The organism is Pseudotabrizicola sp. L79 (assembly GCF_036553525.1).
Lineage (GTDB): Bacteria > Pseudomonadota > Alphaproteobacteria > Rhodobacterales > Rhodobacteraceae > Pseudotabrizicola.
Genome location: NZ_JAZHDA010000053.1, coordinates 334913 through 354893, shown reverse-complemented (window position 1 = coordinate 354893; position 19981 = coordinate 334913). Strand labels below are relative to the sequence as shown.

The following is a 19981-nucleotide window of genomic DNA, read 5'->3' as shown; positions in this document are numbered from 1 at the left end:
CGTCAGTCAAACACGCCCATCACCCGGCCAAACAGCATGAAGGCGCGGGCGGTGCGGGTATCGGCCAGTTCGACAATCTCGGCATCGGTGGCATTGCGTTCAAACTGCTGCAACATGCGGTCAAAGGTGCGCAGGAAATGGTGGCCGGCATCGCGGAACACCGGGTCTTCGCGCATACGGCCCGCCGTCAGTGCCAGAGACGACCGATCACGAATGCCCCCCACAGAGGCCACGCCCTTGCCGCGCTCTCCTGCCGCAAAGCGCCGCCAAACCTCGGGGCGGGCGCGGTCAGGCTTGAGGTCATCCATGTAAATGCCCTCTTGGCTGAGCAGCGTCAGCACGTCTTGCGCGGCGCGGATCAGCTTGGCCACTTCGCGATCCTCTAGCGCGGCGCGCAGGGCACGAAAGCCGTTCTTATCATCCGGGCTTTCCGGGAATTGCAGGGCCAGAATGAAATCGGCCAGCGACAGCGGCGCGCGCAAGGCATCGGCCGGGGTGCCAAGGGCCAGGCCGGGCTGTTCTTCGGGCGGGGCAGATTGCACAGGGGCCACCAAAGCGGCCTTGCGATCGGCTGAGGCCACCGACAACCCGGTGTCGCGCCGGGTTGAAAACGTGGCCAAAGCCGTTTCGGCCTGTTTCGCCGCATGGGCCAGTTCTTCGATCCGCCGCTCGACCGAAGGTTTCAAAGCGGCGCCGGATTGCTGGCTGGAGATATAGGCGTTGCGCATCGCATCGACCGAGGTTTGCAGCCGCGCCGCTTCGGCCCGCAGAATGCGCACCGAGCGCAGGGTGGTGACCGCCGCCCAGATCAGCGCCAAAGGCAGGAACACCACCAACAGGGTCATGACCAGACCCAGCGTGCCCGTGCCTTCGGGGGCGGTGAAAACATAGATCAGCACAGCTGCCACCCAAACCACGGCAAGCCCTGCGGCCACCGCTTCGGTCAGGGAAAACCGCGATTCCTGGACTGGGAGGTTCAGGCCCAGATCACCTTGATTGTCATCGCGTTCGGGCATTGCCCCGGTATCCTTTGCACATGCCTTAGAGATAGCGGATCGACAACACTTCGTAGCTGCGGTCGCCGCCCGGGGTTTTCACCTCGACGCTGTCGCCTTCGTCTTTGCCGATCAAGGCGCGGGCCAAGGGAGAGCGGATGTTCAGCAGGCCACGCTCGATATCAGCCTCGGTTTCACCGACGATCTGATAGGTTTTCTCTTCGTCGGTATCTTCATCCACCAGCTTGACCGTGGCCCCGAACTTGATCGCACCTGACAACTTGGACGGGTCGATGACTTCGGCCAGCGACAAAATGCCTTCCAGCTCTTTGATCCGGCCCTCGATGAACGACTGCTTTTCGCGCGCCGCGTGGTATTCGGCGTTTTCCGACAGGTCGCCATGTTCGCGCGCCTCGGCAATGGCGCGGATCACGGCGGGGCGTTCAACCGATTTCAGGGTCTTCAATTCGCTGTCCAAAGCGTTGAAGCCAGAGCGGGTCATCGGAATCTTTTCCATCGTCATCTTCCACGAAAAGAAGAACCACGGCCCCCGCACCCGGGGGCCATGGCCCATTTGTTGCGAGTTTACCCAAGCGGATGCGCCCGCCAATTGCAAGGGGTATGGCGCTGGAAAGCGGCGGGTTGTCGCCAGTGGGAAAGAATATTTCCGTAACGCTGCGATGCGGAAACGTGATGTTGCGTTACGGTTGACCCTTGGCCTGCCTTAGGGCAATGACAGAAGCAGCGAATTCAAACGGGATACCGGGCGATCAGCCCGCATGAAGGACAAGCGATGAGCCAGATCGTGCGCGAAAAGATGGAATATGACGTTGTAATCGTCGGTGCCGGGCCTGCGGGCCTGTCTGCTGCGATCCGGTTGAAACAGCTTGACAGCAACCTGTCTGTCGTCGTGCTGGAAAAGGGATCAGAGGTTGGCGCGCATATCTTGTCGGGCGCGGTGCTTGACCCATCGGGTCTTGATGCCCTGCTGCCCGACTGGCGCAACATGGATGCGCCGATCAAGGTGCCGGTCAAGGAAGACAACTTCTACATGCTTGGCCCCGCCGGCCAGGTGCGCATTCCCAATGCGCCGATGCCGCCGCTGATGAACAACCATGGCAATTACATTGTCAGCATGGCGAATGTGTGCCGCTGGATGGCGGGCGTGGCCGAGGGCCTGGGCGTCGAGATTTTCCCCGGCATGTCGTGCAGCGAGTTGGTGTTTGACGGCAACCGCGTGGCCGGTGTGGTCGCGGGGGAATTTGGCCGTGATCCGGCCACGGGCGAGCCGGGCCCCAGCTATGAGCCGGGGATGGAACTGCTGGGCAAATATGTGTTCCTGTCCGAGGGCGTGCGTGGCAGCCTGGCCAAGGAAGTCATCGCCAAATACGACCTGTCCAAAGGCCATTGCCCGCAGAAATTCGGCCTTGGCATGAAAGAGATCTGGGAGATCGACCCCGCCAAACATCGTGAGGGCACGGTCACCCATACGATGGGCTGGCCACTGGGCAGCAATGCGGGTGGTGGGTCGTTCATCTATCACCTTGAGAACAATCAGGTCTATGTCGGGTTTGTGGTTCACCTGAATTATGAAAACCCGCATCTTTATCCCTATATGGAATTCCAGCGCTTCAAGCATCACCCGATGGTGGCCGAGTTGTTGAAGGGCGGCAAACGCGTGGCCTATGGCGCGCGGGCGATTTCCGAGGGCGGTTATCAGTCGATGCCCAAGATGGTGGTGCCCGGTGTGGCGCTGCTGGGGTGTTCGGTGGGTATGGTCAACGTGCCCCGCATCAAGGGCAACCATAATGCCATGCTGTCGGGCAAGGCTGCTGCCGAGGCCGCCCATGCCGCCATCACGGCGGGCCGCGCGGGGGATGAGCTGACCGCCTATGAACAGGACGTCCGCGAAGGTGCGATTGGCAAGGATCTGAAAAAGGTTCGCAACGTCAAGCCGTTGTGGTCGAAATACGGGCTGGTCGCCAGCCTTGTGGGCGGTGGTCTGGATATGTGGACGAACACGCTGGGCTTTAGCCTGTTCGGCACCCTGCGCCACGGCAAGACCGATGCCGCCGCCACGGGTGAGGCCAAGAACTTCAAGCCGATCGACTATCCCAAGCCCGATGGCAAACTGTCGTTCGACCGCCTGACCAACGTCGCCTTCAGCTTTACCAACCATGACGAAGCGCAACCTGCGCATCTGAAGCTGAAAGACCCGTCGATCCCGATTTCGGTCAACCTGCCGAAATATGCCGAACCGGCGCAACGTTATTGCCCGGCGGGCGTGTACGAAGTGGTGGCCGAAGACGGCAAAGACCCGCGCTTTGTCATCAACTTCCAGAACTGCGTGCATTGCAAGACATGTGACATCAAAGACCCAAGCCAGAACATCACCTGGACCACGCCCCAAGGCGCGGGTGGGCCGAACTATCCGAACATGTGATGCAGAACGGACCGCGCGACGAAGATATTCTGCTGTTTATCGAACAGCACACCGGGCGAAAGCTGGGTGTGCTGGAACGGGCAGATATCTTTGCGGCGCTTGATCTTGACGGGGCCAAGGCCGAGACGCTGATGGCCGACTATGCCAAGGCTTTCAAGGTGGACATGGCGGGCTATGAGCCCGCCTTTCACCACCGCGATGCCAAAAGGGCTGGGCGCTTTGGGTGGCCTGTGCCGATTGCGCCGCTTTTTGGTGTGCGGATGCCCTTGCCTGTCAGCACTCTGGCCCTGGCCGCCCGGCGCGGGGATTGGCCTTTGCGCTATCCGCTGTTGACCCCGCGCCCGGTGCGCGACTGGATCAACCTTGCCCTCGTGCTGGCCGCCCTGCCGATTTTGGCGGCTGCGCTGATCTGGCTGTGGCGCGCGTTCTGACAAAAGCGCGATCTGGCGCTTTCGGGGGTGGTTGCCATTGCTTCGCCCTATGCCGGGGGCTAGCTTGACCGCATTGCCCAGCCCCATGGCACGGAGACCGAGTGTTCGATGACCTATCCCTTTCTTAAGTCAGCCCTTGCCCTTGTTCTGGGGCTGTCGCTGACCAGCGCCCCCGTTGCGGCACAAAGTGATGATGGGGATCCGGGGGCCTATCTGGCGGCGCGGATCTCTCTGTCTGACTATCAGTATCGCGATGCGGCCTATTGGTTCACCCGTGCCTTGCTTGCGGATGAAGACAACACGTTCTTGCTGGAAGGCTTGGTTCTGGCGCAGATCGGGCAGGGTGATTTTGCCTTGGCCGCCGAGGCGGCAGATCGGTTTGTGGCGCTGAACGGGCGGGGCATCGCCGCCAATATCGCGCTTTTGGTGCGCGACGTTCAGGCCGGCGATTATGCTGGGCTGTTGGCCGCACCGCCCGAGCGGTCGATCGGCAATCTGATGGATAAGCTGGTGCTGGCCTGGGCCGAATTCGGGCAAGGCAAGATGTCAGAGGCGGTGACCCGCTTTGACGAGATTTCCGCAACCGATGGCCTGAAGCCCTTTGGCCTGTATCACAAAGCCCTTGCTTTGGCGGCTGTGGGTGATTTTGGCACCGCTGACAAGATCTTGTCGGGCGAGGCTGCGGGGCCACTGATCGTGAACCGCCGGGGTGTGATCGCCCACGCCCAGATCCTGAGCCAGCTAGAGCGCCCTGCCGATGCATTGGCCCTGCTGGACCGGTCTTTTGGCAATGAGCCAGAGCCAGAGCTGATGGCCCTGCGCGCAGCCCTTGTTGCCGGGCAAACGGTGCCCTTTGATGCGGTCAGAACCGCGCAGGATGGTATGGCCGAAGTGCTGTTTTCGCTGGCGATTGCACTGAACGGCGAGGCCGAGCCATCCTATACCCTGCTTTACGCCGCCGCAGCCACGGCGCTGCGTCCGGACCATACCGAGGCGGTTTTGCTGAATGCGGGTCTGCTGGAACAGTTGGGCCAACAAGAGCTGGCGGCCGAAGCCTACGGGCGCATCCCGCCCGACCACCCGGCCTTTTACACCGCAGAACTGGGCCGGATCAGCACCTTGTTCGCGCTAGAGCGCAAGGACGAAGGCCTTGCTGCCCTGCAAGCCCTGAGCACGCGTTTCCCTGATCTGAGCGTGGTGCAGATGTCTTACGGTGACGCGCTGCGCCGCGAAGAGCGGTTCGCCGAGGCCGCCGCGGCCTATACCGCGGCCATCAACCTGGTTGGAGAGCCCGAGGCGCGGCATTGGGGCCTGTTCTATGCCCGCGCGGTCGCCCATGAACGCGCCGGAATGTGGGATCAGGCCGAACCTGATTTTCGCAAAGCCCTGGCCCTGAACCCCGATCAGCCACAGGTGTTGAACTATCTGGGCTACAGCTTTGTCGATCAAGGCACGAATCTGGACGAGGCGCTGGAGTTGATCGAACGCGCCGTCGCCCTGCGCCCCGATGCGGGATATATCATCGACAGCCTTGCCTGGGCCTACTTCCGGCTGGGTCGCTATCAGGATGCACTTGAGCCGATGGAGCGGGCCAGCCTGCTGGAGCCTGTCGATCCGGTGGTGACCGACCATCTGGGCGATGTCTATTGGGCCGTTGGTCGCCAGCTTGAGGCGCGGTTTCAGTGGCGCCGCGCGCTGTCGTTCGACCCCGAGGAAAAGGATGCAACCCGGATCCGCCGCAAACTTGAGATTGGGCTGGATGCCGTTCTGGTTGAAGAGGGGGCGCCACCCCTGATCACTGCCCCTGATGATATCTGAATTTGCCCCGGCCAAGATCAACCTGACGCTGCATGTTACGGGGCAGCGGGCCGATGGCTATCATCTGCTGGACAGCCTGGTGGTTTTTGCCGATGTGGGCGACCGGGTTTCGGTTGATATGACCCTGCCCCTTGGCCTGCATCTGACGGGGCCAATGGCGGATGGATTGACGGCAGGGCCTGACAATCTGGTGCTGCGGGCTGCGCGTCTGATGGGGGGCAAGGGGGCCTTGGCGCTGGAAAAGCACTTGCCGGTTTCATCCGGCATCGGTGGTGGATCGGCAGATGCGGCGGCCACCTTGCGCCTTCTGGCGCGGCTGTCCGGCCAGCCTTTGCCGGAACGGTCCGTGGTGACACAACTGGGGGCTGATGTGCCGGTGTGCTTGCAGGGGCGTGCGGCGCGCATGTCGGGGGTGGGGGATCAGCTTGATCCGGTCCCCCCCTTGCCCGAGGCGTGGTTGGTTCTGGTCAACCCGCGCGTGGCTGCGCCAACGCCTGCCGTGTTCAAGGCCCTGACGCGCAAAGACAATGCCCCGATGCCGCGTATCCTGCCCCGATTGGGCACGGTGTCTGAACTGGCGGATTTTGTGCAGATGCAGCGCAACGATCTAGAGCCACCCGCAACCGCCCTTGCCCCTGTGATTGGTCAGGCAAAGGCGCTGATCCGTCAGCAACCCGATTGTCTGGTGGCGCGGATGTCAGGCTCGGGCGCGACCTGCTTTGGCCTGTTCGCCGATGGCCTGGCCGCCCGTGCCGCCGCCCATGCCATTCAGGCCGCACAGCCCGGTTGGTGGGCCGTGGCTGCGCGGATGCTCAGCTGATCCGTTCGACGACGTAACCGGCAAGTTCATCCAGCATCTGACGCAGTGGGTGATCTGGCAAAGCGGTCAGCGCAGTGCGGGCCTTGGCGGCCCAACCCAAGGCATCCTGCCGGGCTTCCTCCATTGCGCCGTGCCGTGCCATGATGGCCTGCGCCTGTTCAAAGTCGCCATCCACCTGCTTGCCCTTTTCGATGGTCCTCACCCAAAAGGCGCGCTCATCTGAATCGGCCTTTGCCACGGCCTTGATCACGGGCAGCGTCAGCTTGCGTTCGCGAAAATCGTCGCCGGTGTTCTTGCCGATGGCAGCCGTGGTGCCGCCGTAATCCAACAGATCATCAACAATCTGAAAGGCAATGCCCAAAGCGTCGCCATAATCGAACAAGGCGCGCACCTGATCTTCCGGGGCGCCAGCAATCACGCCACCCACTTCGGTTGCGGCAGAAAACAAAGCGGCCGTCTTGCCGCGCACCACTTGCAGATAGATCTTCTCATCCGTCGCCAGATCCTGGGCCGCTGTCAGTTGCAAGACCTCGCCTTCGGCAATCACGGCCGAAGCATTCGACAAGATCGACAACACCCGCATGTTGCCGGTTTCGGTCATCAACTGAAAGCTGCGGGCAAACAGGTAATCGCCCACCAGAACGCTGGATTTGTTGTCCCACAACAGATTGGCCGTTGGCCGGCCCCGGCGCTGTTTGCTTTCATCGACCACGTCATCATGCAAAAGCGTGGCGGTATGGATGAATTCAACCGTTGCCGCCAGATGCACATGATAGGGGCCTTCATAGCCGCACAGTCTGGCCGCCGCCAAGGTCAGCATTGGCCGCAGGCGCTTGCCCCCGGCCTCGACCAGATGGGCCGTCACCTCGGGGATGCGGGGCGCATGTTCGCTGGCCATGCGGGTGCGGATCAGGGTGTTGACTGCCTGCATATCGGCGGCAAGCCAAGCCCCAAGGCGGTCGTGCGGTTTTTGCGTTGCGTTGTCCAAGCTCATTCCCCGATGCTCCACTCTCGCCTTTTCCCCAGTGGCGTCTTAAATCTGGAGACATGAAAGAGTTGATGCGCACCACCGATCCGACATTGATCGCTTATGCCCAGGCCCTCTTACAGGGCGAGGGTATAGCCACCTTTGATTTGGACGTCCACATGAGTGTCCTTGATGGGTCACTGGGTATTTTGCCGCGCCGACTGATGGTGCGCGATGCCGATCACTTCATTGCCAGCGTCGTTTTGCGCGACAATGATATTCCTACAGGGCTGTGATGTTTGCCCCGGATCAGTTGTCTGACGACAAGTTTCTAAGCGGCAAACTAAGGTTGTTGCAGCCGATCCGTGGCTATCGGGCCGCCACTGACCCCGTTTTGTTGGCGGCGGCCTGTGCGGCAAAGCCGGGTGAATCGGTGTTGGATATGGGGTGCGGGGTGGGTGCCGCCGCGCTGTGCCTTGGCTGGCGGGTGCCCGATCTGCGGCTGTTCGGCGTTGAATTGCAGCCCGATTATGCCGACCTTGCGCGTGAAAATGCGGCCCGCAACGGTGTTGAGGTTCAGGTTCATACCGGCGACATCACCCAGATGCCGCCGCCTTTGCGGGTGAATTTCGATCATGTTATCGCCAACCCGCCCTATTACAGCAGCGGCACGGCCTCGCCCGTTCAGGGGCGGGCGCGGGCCATGCAAGTGGAATTGCCTTTGGCCGATTGGGTGCAGGCCGGGGCGCGACGGCTGGGGCCGGGGGGATGGCTGACGCTGATTTGCGGCGCAGATGGTTTGCCCAGCGTTCTGGCAGGAATGCGCGACAAGCTGGGCTCGGTGTCGGTTTTGCCCTTGCAGCCCCGCGTCGGGCGCGCCACGGCCCGCGTGCTGGTGCAGGCGCGCAAGGGGGGGCGCGGTGCGTTTCGTCTGTTGGCACCGTTTGTGATCCACGAAGGTGCCGAACATTCCAGCGATCGTGAAAGCTATACCCCCGCTGCCAACGCGGTTTTGCGCCATGGCGCCGACCTTTTGGCGCATTTTCGCTGAATTTGCTGTGAATGCTGCGCCGCGGCGGGGTTTTGGGGGCGACACGACTCAATTCCTGTGGTGCAATCGTTACATTGGAACACAACACAGGAGGGAAGACATGACTGTTGCTTCGCATTTGCAGGAACTGCGCCGGAAGCATGAGCACCTCTCGACCAAGGTGGAACAAGAACAGCGCAGCCCGGGCTCTGATGCCATGCGGATTGCTGATCTGAAAAAGCAAAAGCTGAAGCTCAAGGAAGAAATCACCCGGCTTTCTCAGGCCTGAAGTTTTTTTGTCAGGTGATGTCCTGACCTTTGCGGGCACTGGCCATTGCCGCCAGTGCCGCCCCCCCGGTGATCATGATTGCGGCGATGATCAACGTCAGGGTTGCCGGGGCAAGCCCTGCTGCCACCAGTGCCAGTGTAGACAGCAATGGGGCCGCGTATGAGGCGACCCCCAAAAATTGGATGTCGCCCTTTTTCATTCCGATGTCCCAAGTAAAAAAGGCCGCCCCGACCGGGCCAGCCCCAAGCGCCGCGACAGACAGCCACCCCATCGTGCCCATAGGCCACAGGGTTTCTTCAAAAGCAAAATGCACAACAGCCGACAAGGCCGCGGTGGCGAGGCAAAACACCGTGACGCTTTCGGTGGGCACATCGCCCAGGCGGCGGGACAGCACCGAATAAGCGGCCCATGTCAGCGCACAGCAAAAGGCCAAGATCAGGCCAAGGGCATTTGCCTCTCCGCCCGGATCGCGGGCCAGCACAATCAATGCAGCCCCGGCAAAGGCAATCAGCGCCCCCATGATATGGGTGGCGCGCAGCCGTTCGCCCGGCAGCAGGCCGGAAAACAGCACGATGAACAAAGGCCAAAGATAGGCGATCAGCCCGGTTTCCGCCGAAGGTGCCAGTCGGAAGGCTGTGAAATACAGGGCATGATAGCCAAACAAGGCCAGAGTGCCAAAGGCGTAAACCTTCCACGACACCGCACGCAGGACGCCAAAGCCCTTTCGCGCCGTCCAGAAGATGCCGATTGTCCCGCCGATGCCAAAGCACAATGCGTTCAGCAAGAACGGCGGCACGGGGGCTGATCCGATGGTAAACAGGGCCAACAGCGCCCACATCAAAACAGCCGTAAAGCCGATGCCTGTCGCCTTGTTCATGCTGCCCCCTGCTTTTCGTGCACCTAATGACAGCCACCCCTTGGATGCAAGCCTTGCAGTTGGGGGCGCGCCGACATTCCGCATCTGCATAGGTGCCTGGGTTGTCTATCTGGGGATATCGGGCCATCTTGGTCGGAGGGAGGACAACTCTGCAAGGGTAGTCCAATGTTTGAAACGCAATTCACCGACCACGAAAAAATCATGGCGCATGCCCGCCAACTGCGCGCCGAAGCAATGCGGGACTTGCTGGCATCAATGCTTGCCGTGTTTTCACGCAAGCCCAAGGCCGCAGCAGTACATGCCTGACATGAAAAAGGCCACCCCGTGGGGTGGCCTTTTCTTTTTTGCAAGCTGACGGGCGTTAAACGAAGAACTGGCCGCCGTTCGCGCTGATGGTCGAGCCTGTGATAAAGCCCGCATCGTCTGACGCAAGGAAGACGACGCAACGCGCGATTTCTTCCGGTTCGCCCAGGCGACCAACGGGGATCAGCGGGATGATCCGCTCGTTCAGCACCTTTTCATCGATGGCCCGCACCATCTCTGTCCCGATATAGCCGGGGCAGATGGCGTTCACGGTGATCCCGGCGCGTGCGCCTTCCTGGGCCAGCGACTTGGTAAAGCCCAGATCGCCCGATTTTGCGGCCGAATAGTTTGCCTGACCCGCTTGGCCTTTTTGCCCGTTGATCGAGCTGATGTTGATCACCCGGCCAAACTTGCGGTCGCGCATGCCCGACCACAGCGGATGGGTCATGTTGAACAGGCCCGTCAGGTTGGTGTCGATAACTTCTTTCCACTGCTGCGGGGTCATCTTGTGGAACATCGAATCGCGCGTGATGCCCGCATTGTTCACCAGCACGTCAACCGGGCCCAGATCGGCCTCAACCTTGGCGATCCCGGCGGCGCAGGCGTCGTAATCGGCGACCGACCACTTATAGGTGGGAATGCCCGTTTCCTTGGTAAAGGCGGCGGCAGCCTCGTCATTGCCGGCATAGTTGGCGGCGACCTTATACCCGGCGGCCTTAAGCGCCACCGAAATCGCGGCACCAATCCCGCGTGACCCACCAGTAACCAATGCAACCTTAGCCATGTCTCTCTCCTCAGATTCTGGGCTTTATTGAAATCTTAGTTATATCTAAGCATAAGGGCGCGCAAGATTATTGCGCGCCCATTTTGCAGTCGCAGCGAGTTATCTGCCAGAGCGGGCGCTGATCAGCGCTCCAGGCACATCGCGACACCCATGCCACCACCGATGCACAGGGTGGCCAGGCCCTTCTTGGCGTCGCGGCGCACCATTTCATGCAGCAGCGTGTTCAGGATGCGGCAGCCCGAGGCCCCGATCGGGTGGCCGATGGCGATGGCACCACCGTTCACGTTCACGATCGAAGGATCCCAGCCCATATCCTTGTTCACGGCGCAGGCTTGGGCGGCAAAGGCCTCGTTCGCCTCAACCAGATCCAGATCGCTTGCTTTCCAGCCGGCTTTGTCCAGGGCTTTGCGGCTGGCAAAGATCGGGCCAACGCCCATGATTGCCGGATCAAGCCCCGCCGTGGAATATGACGCGATGCGGGCAATCACCTTAAGCCCGCGCTTTGCAGCCTCTTCCTCGGTCATCAGCAGCACAGCGGCGGCACCGTCATTCAGGCCCGAGGCATTGCCCGCCGTGACCGACCCGTCCTTGGCAAAGGCGGGGCGCAGTTTCGACATGCTTTCCAGTGTGGCGCCGTGGCGAATGTATTCGTCGGCATCCACCACCGTGTCACCCTTGCGGGTTTTCACGGTAAAGGGGATGATTTCATCCTTGAACTTGCCGGCCTTTTGCGCGGCTTCGGCCTTGTTCTGGCTGGCGAGGGCGAATTCGTCCTGCATGTCGCGGCTGATTTGCCACTGGTTTGCGACGTTTTCGGCGGTCTGGCCCATGTGATAGCCGTTAAAGGCATCCCACAACCCGTCTCTGATCATCGAGTCGATAAAGGACAGATCCCCCATCTTTTGCCCGGCGCGCAGATGGGCCACATGCGGGGCCAAGGACATGTTTTCCTGCCCGCCCGCAACGACGATACGCGCATCGCCCAATTGCACATGCTGGGCACCCAAAGCCACAGCCCGCAAGCCCGAGCCGCAGACCTGGTTCAGCGACCATGCGCTTGCCTCTTTCGCAAGGCCCGCTTTGATATGCGCTTGGCGCGCGGGGTTCTGGCCCTGACCGGCTGTCAGCACCTGGCCCAGAATGGTTTCTTCCACTTCGGCCTTATCAATACCGGCGCGGGCGATCACACCCTCAATCACGGCGGCACCAAGGTCATGTGCGGGTGTGTTCGCGAATGATCCGTTGAAACTGCCAACAGCAGTCCGCCCTGCGGCGACGATTACGACATTGGTCATATAGTCCTCTCCCTTGGCCAAGGTTACGGGACGCGGTGCCCCGCTTGCCCTTTCGACCTAAGCCCCAAATTGCCGAAGCGCAAGATTCTTGCGCGTCTTGATTGACGCAGCGGCAGCTTGCATCAGGCAGATTTCCTGGAGGGAGTTGACAGCCAATCCGGTTTCACAGTGGGGGCACCAAACGCATAGCCTTGCAGCATATCGACCCCAAGGGACGTCAGCCATCGGGCATCCTCTGCGGTTTCGACGGCTTCGGCGACACACAGGCGGTCGAATTGTTTGGCAACGGCCAAAAGTGCGGCCGTCACATCATGATGTTCGGTGGCTTTGTGGATGTTGCGTGTAAGCTTGCCATCAATCTTCAGAATATCAAAGTCAAAGGCCTTAAGCTGCGGGATCGAGATATGACCCGAGCCATAATCGTCCATCGCGAAAGACACCCCCTTTGCCCGCCATTGCCGCATGAAAGAGCCAACGATTTCAGGCAGCTGCATGGCCGATGTTTCGGTGATTTCCAGGATCAGCCGTTCGCCCAAAGTCGCCTCGGTCGCCAGATAGTGGCGCAGGATGCGCACCCATTTCGGATAGCCGATAGATCGGGCCGACATGTTGATCGAAAGCCGGATGCTGGGATGCAGTTCAAGTGTGCGCAGCCCGAGTGCGAGCGAGGCGCAGTCAATTTCGCGGCCGATTTCATGGGCCTCTACGGCCCCCATAAAGGCCCTTGCGGGGATGGGGCGGCCAGTCTTGTCCAGAACCCGGATCAGACCTTCGTAAAAGCCGATCCTTTTGTGCTGCACAGCCATGACAACGGGCTGATAGGCCAGAAGAACCCGACCTTCTGACAAGGCTTCCTTGACCATGGACATGGTCTGCCGGTCGTTTTCATAAATTGTAAAGGCCAAGGGATTGGAATCCCCCCAATCTACATCAGCGCGGCGTTTTTTGTATTCCAGCATCAGGCCATCCCCCACGATAGACCCTATTAAGCTGCCCCTCGTCCGTGAATCTTGTGTTAAAATTCACATTTAGTTCTAAATTGGCGCAGTTGGTTCAAGGAGTGGTCATGGCCGGTGACGCGCGTTGCCCTTGGTGTGGGGAAGATGAAATTTATGTGCAGTATCATGACCATGAGTGGGGCGTGCCCGAGTGGGACGGGCGGGCGCTGTGGGAAAAGCTGATCCTTGATGGGTTTCAGGCCGGCCTGAGCTGGATCACGATCTTGAAAAAGCGAAATGCATTTCGGGCGGCATTCGCCGGTTTCGATCCTGTCAAGATTGCCAGTTGGGGCGAAGATGATGTGCAAAGATTGCTGCAAGATGCCGGAATCGTGCGGCATCGGGGCAAGATCGAAGCCACGATCAAGAACGCACAGGCCTATCTGAACATTGAGGAACGCGAGGGCTTTTCCCGCTTTCTTTGGCAGTTTCAGCAGGGCCGAGTCGTGCAGAACCGATTTGCAAGCATGACCGAAGTGCCCACGCAGACCCCGACATCGCAGGCAATGTCCAAGGCCCTGAAACGCGCGGGATTCAGCTTTTGTGGGCCAACGATCACCTATGCGTTCATGCAGGCCACCGGGATGGTGAATGACCATCTGGTGACCTGCCCGTCACATGACCGGGTGGCACAACTGGCCTGAAAGGTGGCCTTTACCCCGCAGGAACGGTGCGCAATTCGATCTGGATGATGCCGGGCGCGGGGCCGCTGTCATCTTCGGCATCCAGCGCGATTGCCCCGCGGGTGACGGCACCAAAGCCCGCGTCGCGCAAAGCCGCCTCAAGCCCGCCCGCAACACCACGGGTCAGTTCCAGCGCATCCTGGGCCAGAAAGGACAGATCTTCGACCGGGCTTTGCGGCTGGGCCGGCGTCATGACCACCACCATGCGTTCGGCACCCAACACGTCATCCGAGATGCGGAACAGGCCTTGTTTCAAGGCGTCGCCCGGTTGCAGACGGCCTGCGAACCAGTGGCTGATTTCGTAATTGGCGGCGACATACAGCACATTCACATCGACAGGCTGATCCATGTTGTTTCGTGCCAGAACATGCACTTCGTCATTCGGGATCAGGCGCGGCACATCATTGCGCGACAGGGGCACCAGCGGCTGACCCTTGCCCTGGCGCGTCAGCATCTCGACCTCGACATCAAGACTGCCCTGACCAACGGCATCGCCAAGGCGCAACAGGTTCAGCGCGCGGGCCATGGTGTTCAGCGTATCGCCAAGGGTTTCGGCCAGCAGATCGGGTGTCTTGTCCGCCGTCGAGACGGACGGGGTTTGCGACAGATCTTCGGCCAGCCCGGTTTCGGGCAGCACCCACAGCGCATCGGGGCGGGGGCTTTCTGGCAGCACGGCAAGGCGCAGATCGGCGGGCTCTCCGGCGGCGACGAAGTTCAGGCGCGGGCCAGTGATGTCTTGCAGCACCGACAAAGCATCGGCCAAGGCATCTGCCGGGGCGGTGCCTGGCTGGGGCAGCGCCACGGTCAGGCTGTAATCGACCGCCTGTTCCACCTGCCGCAGATAGGCGCCGCGCGGCAGATCTGCCGGGGCTGTCCCGGTGGCTGTGAATGTGTCGGTGCTGGTCAGGGTCACGCGGCCGAGGCTTTCGTCCAGCGGGGCGGCGGCATTGGGCATGATCGCCAGCTCCATCCCCTGTGCCAGACCATGCAAAGTGCCGGCGGGAATGGTAAAGTTGGGGCCTTCGGCCGTGGCGGGCCATTGGGCCACACGTTCGCCTGCAGTGCCCTGAAACACCACGCGATCCAGATCACCCTCGAACAGCGGGGTTGAACGGGCAAGGTTCTTGACCGCGTATTTGCGCAGAACCTCTTGCCCCAGTTGGCCATAGGTCGCGTTGGGGTATTCGGCCAGTGTTTCAAACAAGGTATAGGTGAACACGCCCTGCGGCACGCGGTTGGGCTTGCCCTTTGGCAGGTTCTTTTCCGGCGTCACCTCATTGGTCTGGGCCGCGAAAAACGCCGTAAAGCTGCCGCTGGCCGGGCCTGTTGCATCCACTGGGGCCTCTGGCTTGGCGCGTGGGTCAGCTTGCGGCAGCGCGCGGGTGGCGGTCTGCATGTCTTCTGACCGCAGGCCAAGGGCTTCGGGCGGAAGCTGGCGGGTGCGCACCTCTTCGTCGCCCGAAGGGGCGGCGCGGGTGACGGTGCCGGAATGGCACGAGTCGAACACCGCCCAGACATTGGCCCCCTTTTGCCGGATCGCATCGATCATCTGGCCGATTTCGTCATCAACCAACGCGTTCTCAACGGTGCCGATGCTGTCGTTCCACGGGCCGATATCAACGGGCAAGAACAGTTCATCCAAGCCATCCAGTTCGGTTTCTGGGTTCAGCGCAGGTGCCTGCGAGCCATGGCCCGAAAAATGCAGATAGATGAAATCACCTGCCTGCGCCTGCTGTGCAAGATCGGCAAAGGCAGTGCGGATGGCCGCCAGCGTGGGGGCCTGTTTGCCGGGCAGGCCATCGGCCAGAACCGTGACGTTTTCGGGCGCAAAGGGCACCGGTGCGGCCGTCGTCAGATACGTCTCAACCAGCTTGACGTCATTTGACGGGCCTTTCAGCCAGAAATCCTGCTTGAGATTGGGGTATTCATTGGCCCCGATCAGCAAGGCGCGGTTTTCGGCAAAGGCCTGCGTGCCGAACAAGGCAAGGGCCGTTGAAAGCATAAGATTGCGCATGGGCATCAATTCGTCATCAGGGCGTAATTCACGCCGTTGGGGCCACGGTTTTCAACGCGGATCTGATAGGCTTCGGTCCGATCAGGCCGCCAGCCGCAATAGGCGATGTGGCTGCGATCCGTATCGGAACAGACAAGGCGGCCCTGTGCATCCGTCACGCTCAGGTTCAGGTCGGTCGCGCCTTTGGCCTCGACATAGATCTCGGCATATTCGCCACCGATGAAGTCAATCTTCGGATAGGTGTCAGACCGGCCATTGGCCAGCGTGCCGATGTTATAGACCGGGCCCGTGGCGACGCCTTTGGTGGTTTCTGCGCGGATGTCGTCAATCAGCCCCAGCATCGTATCGTCGCCGGCGGCCAGCGGCTCGGCTGCGGCCAGCATGTCTTGCCATGTCAGCGGGCTGTCCACGGCCCCTGCGCTGGCGCCTTCGGCGGTGCGGGTGGTTTCTGTCGGGTTCAACATCTTGCGCAGCTTGGCCGCCGACAGCATCAGCAGCGGGTCTTGCAAACTGGTGCCGGTGGCAAACAACTGGGCCGACAGCGCGGCTGTTTTCACAGCGCTTGGCTGTTCGGCAATTGCGGGCGAGGCAAGGCAAAGACAAAGGGCAAGAGAAAGGCGCATGGTCTTCCTTTCGGGCAAAACGAGATCAGGGTCAGAGTGCCCTGTGTGTTTTTCCCTGTAAACGCATGTTTTTTTCATGACGGCCTTTGTCATGTGATCCTTGCAAAGGGCGCTGCTAGGGTCTGGTCAACAAAGCTGTGGAGGGTTTCCATGAAGTTCGTTGACCAACCTGTTTCCAAGTTTCACCCCCGCGCCATGCGGTTTCGGGCACATCGCTACTTCCTTGAGGTTCTGGCCGCGCTGGTGGTGCTGACCTCGGTTGCCGCCCTGTCGCCTGCAAGGGCTGCCGAACTGGCGCCGGGGGTCATGGAGACCGCGATGGAGAAGGTCTTGGTCGTGCGCAGTGCTGACAACGCGGATCGGTTTTTGGGTTCGGCCCTGTTGTGGGGCGAACAGGCCGAGGTGGCGGTGACAGCGGCCCATGTGGTGGGCAAGGCGGCCGAGGTGCGGCTGGTGGATAGCCAGGGCCGCGAGGACGTGGGCGTTGTGATTGCCCGTGATGAGGTGCGCGACGTGGCCTTGGTCGCCTTGGGCGACAGGTTCCGGGGTATGGCGGGGTTTGTCGTTGGGGCAGCGCCTAGCCTTGGGCAGGCTGTCTGGGCCTTGGGGGCGCCGCTGGGGCTGGAATTCACGCTGACAAAGGGCCAGATTTCGGCAGCAGCGCGGCAGGTGGAAACCGCAGTGCCGGTGCGTCTGGTGCAGCATGATGCGGCGGTAAACCCCGGATCATCGGGCGGTGCATTGGTGGATGCCAATGGCTTGCTGGTGGGCATGAACACCCGCATTGCCGATGGCAGCCGCATGTTCGTGGGCATCGCCTATGCGATCACCGCTGACGATCTGGCCCGGATCGTGCCGATGTTGATTGCCGAAGAGCTGCCGCCCTTTCCCAAGATGGATTTCCGCATGCGCCCCATTGACCGAATGATTGCCGCTGCCTTGGGCGTCTCGACAGGTGGATTGCTGGTCGAAGACGTCGCTGTCGGTGGCATGGCCGAACGGGCCGGGCTAAAGCCGGGGGACGTGATCCTGGCGGTGGATGGCGTGGTGATCGAAGTGGCTGGCGACTTTGCCTTTCTGATCGAAGCGGCTGTAACGCGGGGCGAGGCTGATCTTGCGATCTTGCGGGCGGGGCAGGCCGTTCTGGTGACAGTTGCCTTTGCCGAGGCAGCCGAAACCGGGCTGTTGCAGCGCAATGCGCCGGGGTCAGAGGCCGCGCGCAAGGCCAGCTATCGGATCGAGTCCTTGGGGCTGGAACTGGGGGCGGCTGGGCGGATCGACAAGCTGCTGGAAAACTCGCCTGCGCTTTGGGCCGGGCTGGTGGAAGGCGACCGTATTCTGATGGTGAACGGTGTGGCCTATGACACCCCGGCGCTGCGTGGACTTGAACTGACCGAACCTGCCATCGTGCTGGTGCAGGGCCGCAATGGCCGCACGCGGCATGTGGTGCTTGATCCTTGGAACACAGCCGCCGGTTTGCGACCTGTGGGTGATGCGAATGTGCTTGACCCGGCTGTGGTCGTGTTCTGAACTGAGGGGATGGAGATGGACCGTATTCTGATCATCGAGGATGACCCGGTAACCGCAGAGGCTGTGGCCGAATGTGTGCGGGGGTTGGGGCTGGAACCTGTCACCCAAATCACGCTCGAGGCAGGGGTTTCCGCAGCGATCCAAATGGATTTCAAGGTCATCGTGCTGGACCGCATGTTGCCGGGCGGTGATGGTGTCGATGCCATGGCGCGGATGCGGGCAGGGGGCAGCCGGGCGATGATCCTTGTGCTGTCGGCCTTGGGACGGGCGGCGAACCGGGTAGAGGGGTTGGAGAAAGGGGCCGATGACTACCTGCCCAAACCCTTTGAGCCAGATGAATTGCGGGCGCGGTTGCGGGCGCTGCTGCGGCGGGCCAGTATTGAGGTATTGGACAATGACCTGCTGGCCTTTGGAGATCTGGAAATCCGGATGAAGGCCCGGACGGTTTATGTGAAACGTGCGCATGTGCCCGTCAGCCCAAAGGAGTTTGAACTGATCACCTTTTTTGCCCGAAACGCCGGGCAGATTGTGACGCGGATGCAGCTGCTGGAACAGGTCTGGAAGCTGCACTTCGACCCCGGCACCAATGTGGTTGATGTGCATGTCGGGCGGTTGCGCCGCAAGCTGGAGGGCGCAGGCTGCGCCGCCATTCAGACAGCGCGCGGAGAGGGCTATGTGTTCGATCCCCTGGGGGCCGAGGTCAGCGGGTGAGGGTGGTGCCGGCGGCCACGTTGCGGCTTGCGGCGGTGGTGGCCGTTGCGGTTACGCTTTTGTCGCTGGCCGGGATGGCGCTGCAATACCGGTTGGTCGAAGCCCGTCTGATGGATGAGGCCGGGCGCCTGTTGGCCGCCGATCTGGATGGCTTTGCCACCCTTTATGAACAACGCCGGATCATCGCGCTGCGTCAGGCGATCGAGTTCCGGGCCGCATCAGGCGCGTCTGGCGAAATGCTGATGCTGATGAATCGTGACGGCACGGTTCTGGCGGGCACGCATGCCGACTGGCCCGTGGCGGTGGTGCCCGAAGGGGCTGGTTTCGGCCCGGACGGGGCGGTGCGGTTTGCTGCGGGGGGGCAAGACTGGTTGGGCGTGGGGCGCGTCTTGCCGGGGGGGTTTCCCTTGCTGGTGGCCCGTGATCTGGGGCCGGTTCTCGACACGCTGTCGGCGCTGCGGCGGGGCATCGTTGCCTTGGGATTTGCCATGTTGGCGGCCGGGGCCTTGGTGGGCTGGGTCATGGCGGGGCGCGTGATGGCGCGCATAGGGCGCGTGAACGTGCTGGCCGACCGCGTGGCCGCAGGCGATCTGTCGGCGCGGTTGCCCGGCCTGCGTTCGGCAGATGAATTTGGCCAACTAGAGGCCCATGTGCATGAGATGCTGGACAAGATCGAGGCGCTGAACCGTGAGACGCATCGGCTGTCTGATACGATCGCGCATGAACTGCGCACCCCCCTGAACCGGATGCTGCAAAAGCTGGGCCGGATCGAGGGGCAGGATGCCGTGACCGATGATCTGCGCGCCGAAATGCGCCAGACTGTTCGGGTCTTTGATGCCCTGTTGGATATCAGCCGGGCCGAAGCAGATGCTGTCGTCGCAGGTGGGCCGGGGGGTGGCTTGCGCCCGGTGGATCTGTCGGCGCTGCTGGTAGAGCTGTGGGAGTTGTATGAGCCCTTGGCCGAAGACAAGGGGTTGGTCACGCAGATCGCGGTGCCAGATGGGCTGCGGGTTTTGGGCGACCGCACGCTGATTTCGCAGATGGTGGCGAACCTGCTCGACAATGCGGTGAAATATTGCCGCGCGGGCGACAGCCTGACCCTGACGTTGGCAGAGGTTGGCGACCGGCAGGTGATGACGCTGGCCGATACCGGCCCCGGCCTGCCCGCCGATCTGCGCGAGACGGTGTTTGATCGTTTTGCCCGAGGCGAGAGGGATCGCGCCTTGCCGGGCCATGGCCTTGGTCTTGCGCTGGTGCGGGCGATTGCAACGCGGCACGGTGCCAAGCTGACCTTACCCCAACGGGAGAAAGGTTTTGCGATTGAGGTCGGCTGGCCTAAGGTGGCGGCTACTTTGTAACCAGAAAAGCCG

The 19981-nt window shown here is 61.5% G+C and carries 21 protein-coding genes; 12 read left to right on the top strand and 9 right to left on the bottom strand.

The window, feature by feature from the left end; all coding sequences use genetic code 11:
- Positions 1-2 precede the first annotated feature (2 nt).
- A complete protein-coding gene (locus V3C85_RS16645) occupies positions 3-1016 on the bottom strand; it encodes a hypothetical protein (protein WP_331796500.1) in 1014 nt (337 codons plus the stop codon).
- 25 nt (positions 1017-1041) lie between these two features.
- Positions 1042-1512 (bottom strand): transcription elongation factor GreA, encoded by a 471-nt coding sequence (gene greA, locus V3C85_RS16640; RefSeq protein ID WP_331796825.1) that lies wholly within the window; start codon positions 1510-1512, stop codon positions 1042-1044.
- A 276-nt stretch (positions 1513-1788) separates the two neighbouring features.
- Between greA and V3C85_RS16635 the strand changes: the two genes are divergently transcribed.
- The 4 genes from V3C85_RS16635 to V3C85_RS16620 all read left to right on the top strand — a co-directional run bounded on the left by V3C85_RS16635 (position 1789) and on the right by V3C85_RS16620 (position 6507).
- A complete protein-coding gene (locus V3C85_RS16635) occupies positions 1789-3438 on the top strand; it encodes an electron transfer flavoprotein-ubiquinone oxidoreductase (RefSeq protein ID WP_331796499.1) in 1650 nt (549 codons plus the stop codon).
- Positions 3438-3869, top strand: coding sequence for a hypothetical protein (locus V3C85_RS16630; RefSeq protein WP_331796498.1), 432 nt, complete (start codon positions 3438-3440; stop codon positions 3867-3869). The genes V3C85_RS16635 and V3C85_RS16630 overlap by 1 nt, the downstream gene beginning before the upstream one ends.
- A 108-nt stretch (positions 3870-3977) precedes the next feature.
- Positions 3978-5687 (top strand): tetratricopeptide repeat protein, encoded by a 1710-nt coding sequence (locus V3C85_RS16625; protein ID WP_331796497.1) that lies wholly within the window; start codon positions 3978-3980, stop codon positions 5685-5687.
- The gene (locus V3C85_RS16620) at positions 5677-6507 is read left to right on the top strand and encodes a 4-(cytidine 5'-diphospho)-2-C-methyl-D-erythritol kinase (protein ID WP_331796496.1); all 831 of its coding nucleotides are present in this window, start codon (positions 5677-5679) and stop codon (positions 6505-6507) included. The genes V3C85_RS16625 and V3C85_RS16620 overlap by 11 nt, the downstream gene beginning before the upstream one ends.
- Here the strand turns inward: V3C85_RS16620 and V3C85_RS16615 are convergent.
- The gene (locus tag V3C85_RS16615) at positions 6500-7501 is read right to left on the bottom strand and encodes a polyprenyl synthetase family protein (RefSeq protein WP_331796495.1); all 1002 of its coding nucleotides are present in this window, start codon (positions 7499-7501) and stop codon (positions 6500-6502) included. The two genes, V3C85_RS16620 and V3C85_RS16615, sit on opposite strands and share 8 nt — an antisense overlap.
- Before the next feature lie 53 nt (positions 7502-7554).
- On the opposite strand from V3C85_RS16615, the gene V3C85_RS16610 reads away from it, so the two are divergent.
- The 3 genes from V3C85_RS16610 to V3C85_RS16600 all read left to right on the top strand — a co-directional run bounded on the left by V3C85_RS16610 (position 7555) and on the right by V3C85_RS16600 (position 8793).
- Complete coding sequence (locus V3C85_RS16610) at positions 7555-7770, top strand: putative signal transducing protein (protein ID WP_331796494.1); 216 nt, start codon at positions 7555-7557, stop codon at positions 7768-7770.
- Entirely contained in the window at positions 7770-8525 is a 756-nt protein-coding gene (locus V3C85_RS16605) for a tRNA1(Val) (adenine(37)-N6)-methyltransferase (RefSeq protein WP_331796493.1), read from the top strand. The genes V3C85_RS16610 and V3C85_RS16605 overlap by 1 nt, the downstream gene beginning before the upstream one ends.
- A 100-nt stretch (positions 8526-8625) precedes the next feature.
- Positions 8626-8793 carry a YdcH family protein gene (locus V3C85_RS16600; protein WP_331796492.1) on the top strand — a complete coding sequence of 56 codons (168 nt, stop codon included), beginning with the start codon at positions 8626-8628 and terminating at the stop codon, positions 8791-8793.
- 10 nt (positions 8794-8803) lie between these two features.
- On the opposite strand, the gene yddG is transcribed toward V3C85_RS16600, so the two are convergent.
- Positions 8804-9670 (bottom strand): aromatic amino acid exporter YddG, encoded by an 867-nt coding sequence (yddG, locus tag V3C85_RS16595; protein ID WP_331796491.1) that lies wholly within the window; start codon positions 9668-9670, stop codon positions 8804-8806.
- 165 nt (positions 9671-9835) lie between these two features.
- Here yddG and V3C85_RS16590 point away from each other — a divergent pair, with 165 nt between their 5' ends.
- Positions 9836-9976, top strand: coding sequence for an RSP_7527 family protein (locus tag V3C85_RS16590; protein ID WP_331796490.1), 141 nt, complete (start codon positions 9836-9838; stop codon positions 9974-9976).
- A gap of 55 nt (positions 9977-10031) precedes the next feature.
- Here V3C85_RS16590 and V3C85_RS16585 read toward each other — a convergent pair whose 3' ends face one another.
- The 3 genes from V3C85_RS16585 to V3C85_RS16575 all read right to left on the bottom strand — a co-directional run bounded on the left by V3C85_RS16585 (position 10032) and on the right by V3C85_RS16575 (position 13011).
- Positions 10032-10757 carry a beta-ketoacyl-ACP reductase gene (locus V3C85_RS16585; protein WP_331796489.1) on the bottom strand — a complete coding sequence of 242 codons (726 nt, stop codon included), beginning with the start codon at positions 10755-10757 and terminating at the stop codon, positions 10032-10034.
- Positions 10758-10879: 122 nt separating this feature from the next.
- A complete protein-coding gene (locus V3C85_RS16580; RefSeq protein ID WP_331796488.1) occupies positions 10880-12052 on the bottom strand; it encodes an acetyl-CoA C-acetyltransferase in 1173 nt (390 codons plus the stop codon).
- Between the two features lie 122 nt (positions 12053-12174).
- Positions 12175-13011 (bottom strand): EAL domain-containing protein, encoded by an 837-nt coding sequence (locus V3C85_RS16575; protein WP_331796487.1) that lies wholly within the window; start codon positions 13009-13011, stop codon positions 12175-12177.
- A gap of 107 nt (positions 13012-13118) precedes the next feature.
- On the opposite strand from V3C85_RS16575, the gene V3C85_RS16570 reads away from it, so the two are divergent.
- A complete protein-coding gene (locus V3C85_RS16570) occupies positions 13119-13694 on the top strand; it encodes a DNA-3-methyladenine glycosylase I (protein WP_331796486.1) in 576 nt (191 codons plus the stop codon).
- Positions 13695-13704: 10 nt separating this feature from the next.
- Here V3C85_RS16570 and V3C85_RS16565 read toward each other — a convergent pair whose 3' ends face one another.
- Both V3C85_RS16565 and V3C85_RS16560 read right to left on the bottom strand, forming a co-directional pair.
- Positions 13705-15747, bottom strand: a complete 2043-nt coding sequence (locus V3C85_RS16565; RefSeq protein ID WP_331796485.1) for a caspase family protein — start codon at positions 15745-15747, stop codon at positions 13705-13707.
- Between the two features lie 5 nt (positions 15748-15752).
- Positions 15753-16370, bottom strand: coding sequence for a hypothetical protein (locus V3C85_RS16560; protein WP_331796484.1), 618 nt, complete (start codon positions 16368-16370; stop codon positions 15753-15755).
- 150 nt (positions 16371-16520) lie between these two features.
- Between V3C85_RS16560 and V3C85_RS16555 the strand changes: the two genes are divergently transcribed.
- Genes V3C85_RS16555 through V3C85_RS16545 form a run of 3 tightly spaced genes read left to right on the top strand, consistent with a single transcriptional unit; the run spans position 16521 to position 19969 of the window.
- Complete coding sequence (locus V3C85_RS16555) at positions 16521-17900, top strand: trypsin-like peptidase domain-containing protein (RefSeq protein ID WP_331796483.1); 1380 nt, start codon at positions 16521-16523, stop codon at positions 17898-17900.
- 15 nt (positions 17901-17915) lie between these two features.
- Positions 17916-18611 carry a response regulator transcription factor gene (locus V3C85_RS16550; protein ID WP_331796482.1) on the top strand — a complete coding sequence of 232 codons (696 nt, stop codon included), beginning with the start codon at positions 17916-17918 and terminating at the stop codon, positions 18609-18611.
- Positions 18608-19969 carry a sensor histidine kinase gene (locus V3C85_RS16545; RefSeq protein WP_331796481.1) on the top strand — a complete coding sequence of 454 codons (1362 nt, stop codon included), beginning with the start codon at positions 18608-18610 and terminating at the stop codon, positions 19967-19969. Before V3C85_RS16550 ends, V3C85_RS16545 begins: the two co-directional genes overlap by 4 nt.
- Positions 19970-19981 lie beyond the last annotated feature (12 nt).

What these genes read in the sequence shown, in the direction of transcription:
- V3C85_RS16645 (WP_331796500.1), bottom strand. Translation starts at nt 1,016, where the DNA reads ATGCCCGAACGCGATGACAATCAAGGTGATCTGGGCCTGAACCTCCCA.
- greA (WP_331796825.1), bottom strand. Translation starts at nt 1,512, where the DNA reads ATGGAAAAGATTCCGATGACCCGCTCTGGCTTCAACGCTTTGGACAGC.
- V3C85_RS16635 (WP_331796499.1), top strand. Translation starts at nt 1,789, where the DNA reads ATGAGCCAGATCGTGCGCGAAAAGATGGAATATGACGTTGTAATCGTC.
- V3C85_RS16630 (WP_331796498.1), top strand. Translation starts at nt 3,438, where the DNA reads ATGCAGAACGGACCGCGCGACGAAGATATTCTGCTGTTTATCGAACAG.
- V3C85_RS16625 (WP_331796497.1), top strand. Translation starts at nt 3,978, where the DNA reads ATGACCTATCCCTTTCTTAAGTCAGCCCTTGCCCTTGTTCTGGGGCTG.
- V3C85_RS16620 (WP_331796496.1), top strand. Translation starts at nt 5,677, where the DNA reads ATGATATCTGAATTTGCCCCGGCCAAGATCAACCTGACGCTGCATGTT.
- V3C85_RS16615 (WP_331796495.1), bottom strand. Translation starts at nt 7,501, where the DNA reads ATGAGCTTGGACAACGCAACGCAAAAACCGCACGACCGCCTTGGGGCT.
- V3C85_RS16610 (WP_331796494.1), top strand. Translation starts at nt 7,555, where the DNA reads ATGAAAGAGTTGATGCGCACCACCGATCCGACATTGATCGCTTATGCC.
- V3C85_RS16605 (WP_331796493.1), top strand. Translation starts at nt 7,770, where the DNA reads ATGTTTGCCCCGGATCAGTTGTCTGACGACAAGTTTCTAAGCGGCAAA.
- V3C85_RS16600 (WP_331796492.1), top strand. Translation starts at nt 8,626, where the DNA reads ATGACTGTTGCTTCGCATTTGCAGGAACTGCGCCGGAAGCATGAGCAC.
- yddG (WP_331796491.1), bottom strand. Translation starts at nt 9,670, where the DNA reads ATGAACAAGGCGACAGGCATCGGCTTTACGGCTGTTTTGATGTGGGCG.
- V3C85_RS16590 (WP_331796490.1), top strand. Translation starts at nt 9,836, where the DNA reads ATGTTTGAAACGCAATTCACCGACCACGAAAAAATCATGGCGCATGCC.
- V3C85_RS16585 (WP_331796489.1), bottom strand. Translation starts at nt 10,757, where the DNA reads ATGGCTAAGGTTGCATTGGTTACTGGTGGGTCACGCGGGATTGGTGCC.
- V3C85_RS16580 (WP_331796488.1), bottom strand. Translation starts at nt 12,052, where the DNA reads ATGACCAATGTCGTAATCGTCGCCGCAGGGCGGACTGCTGTTGGCAGT.
- V3C85_RS16575 (WP_331796487.1), bottom strand. Translation starts at nt 13,011, where the DNA reads ATGCTGGAATACAAAAAACGCCGCGCTGATGTAGATTGGGGGGATTCC.
- V3C85_RS16570 (WP_331796486.1), top strand. Translation starts at nt 13,119, where the DNA reads ATGGCCGGTGACGCGCGTTGCCCTTGGTGTGGGGAAGATGAAATTTAT.
- V3C85_RS16565 (WP_331796485.1), bottom strand. Translation starts at nt 15,747, where the DNA reads ATGCGCAATCTTATGCTTTCAACGGCCCTTGCCTTGTTCGGCACGCAG.
- V3C85_RS16560 (WP_331796484.1), bottom strand. Translation starts at nt 16,370, where the DNA reads ATGCGCCTTTCTCTTGCCCTTTGTCTTTGCCTTGCCTCGCCCGCAATT.
- V3C85_RS16555 (WP_331796483.1), top strand. Translation starts at nt 16,521, where the DNA reads ATGAAGTTCGTTGACCAACCTGTTTCCAAGTTTCACCCCCGCGCCATG.
- V3C85_RS16550 (WP_331796482.1), top strand. Translation starts at nt 17,916, where the DNA reads ATGGACCGTATTCTGATCATCGAGGATGACCCGGTAACCGCAGAGGCT.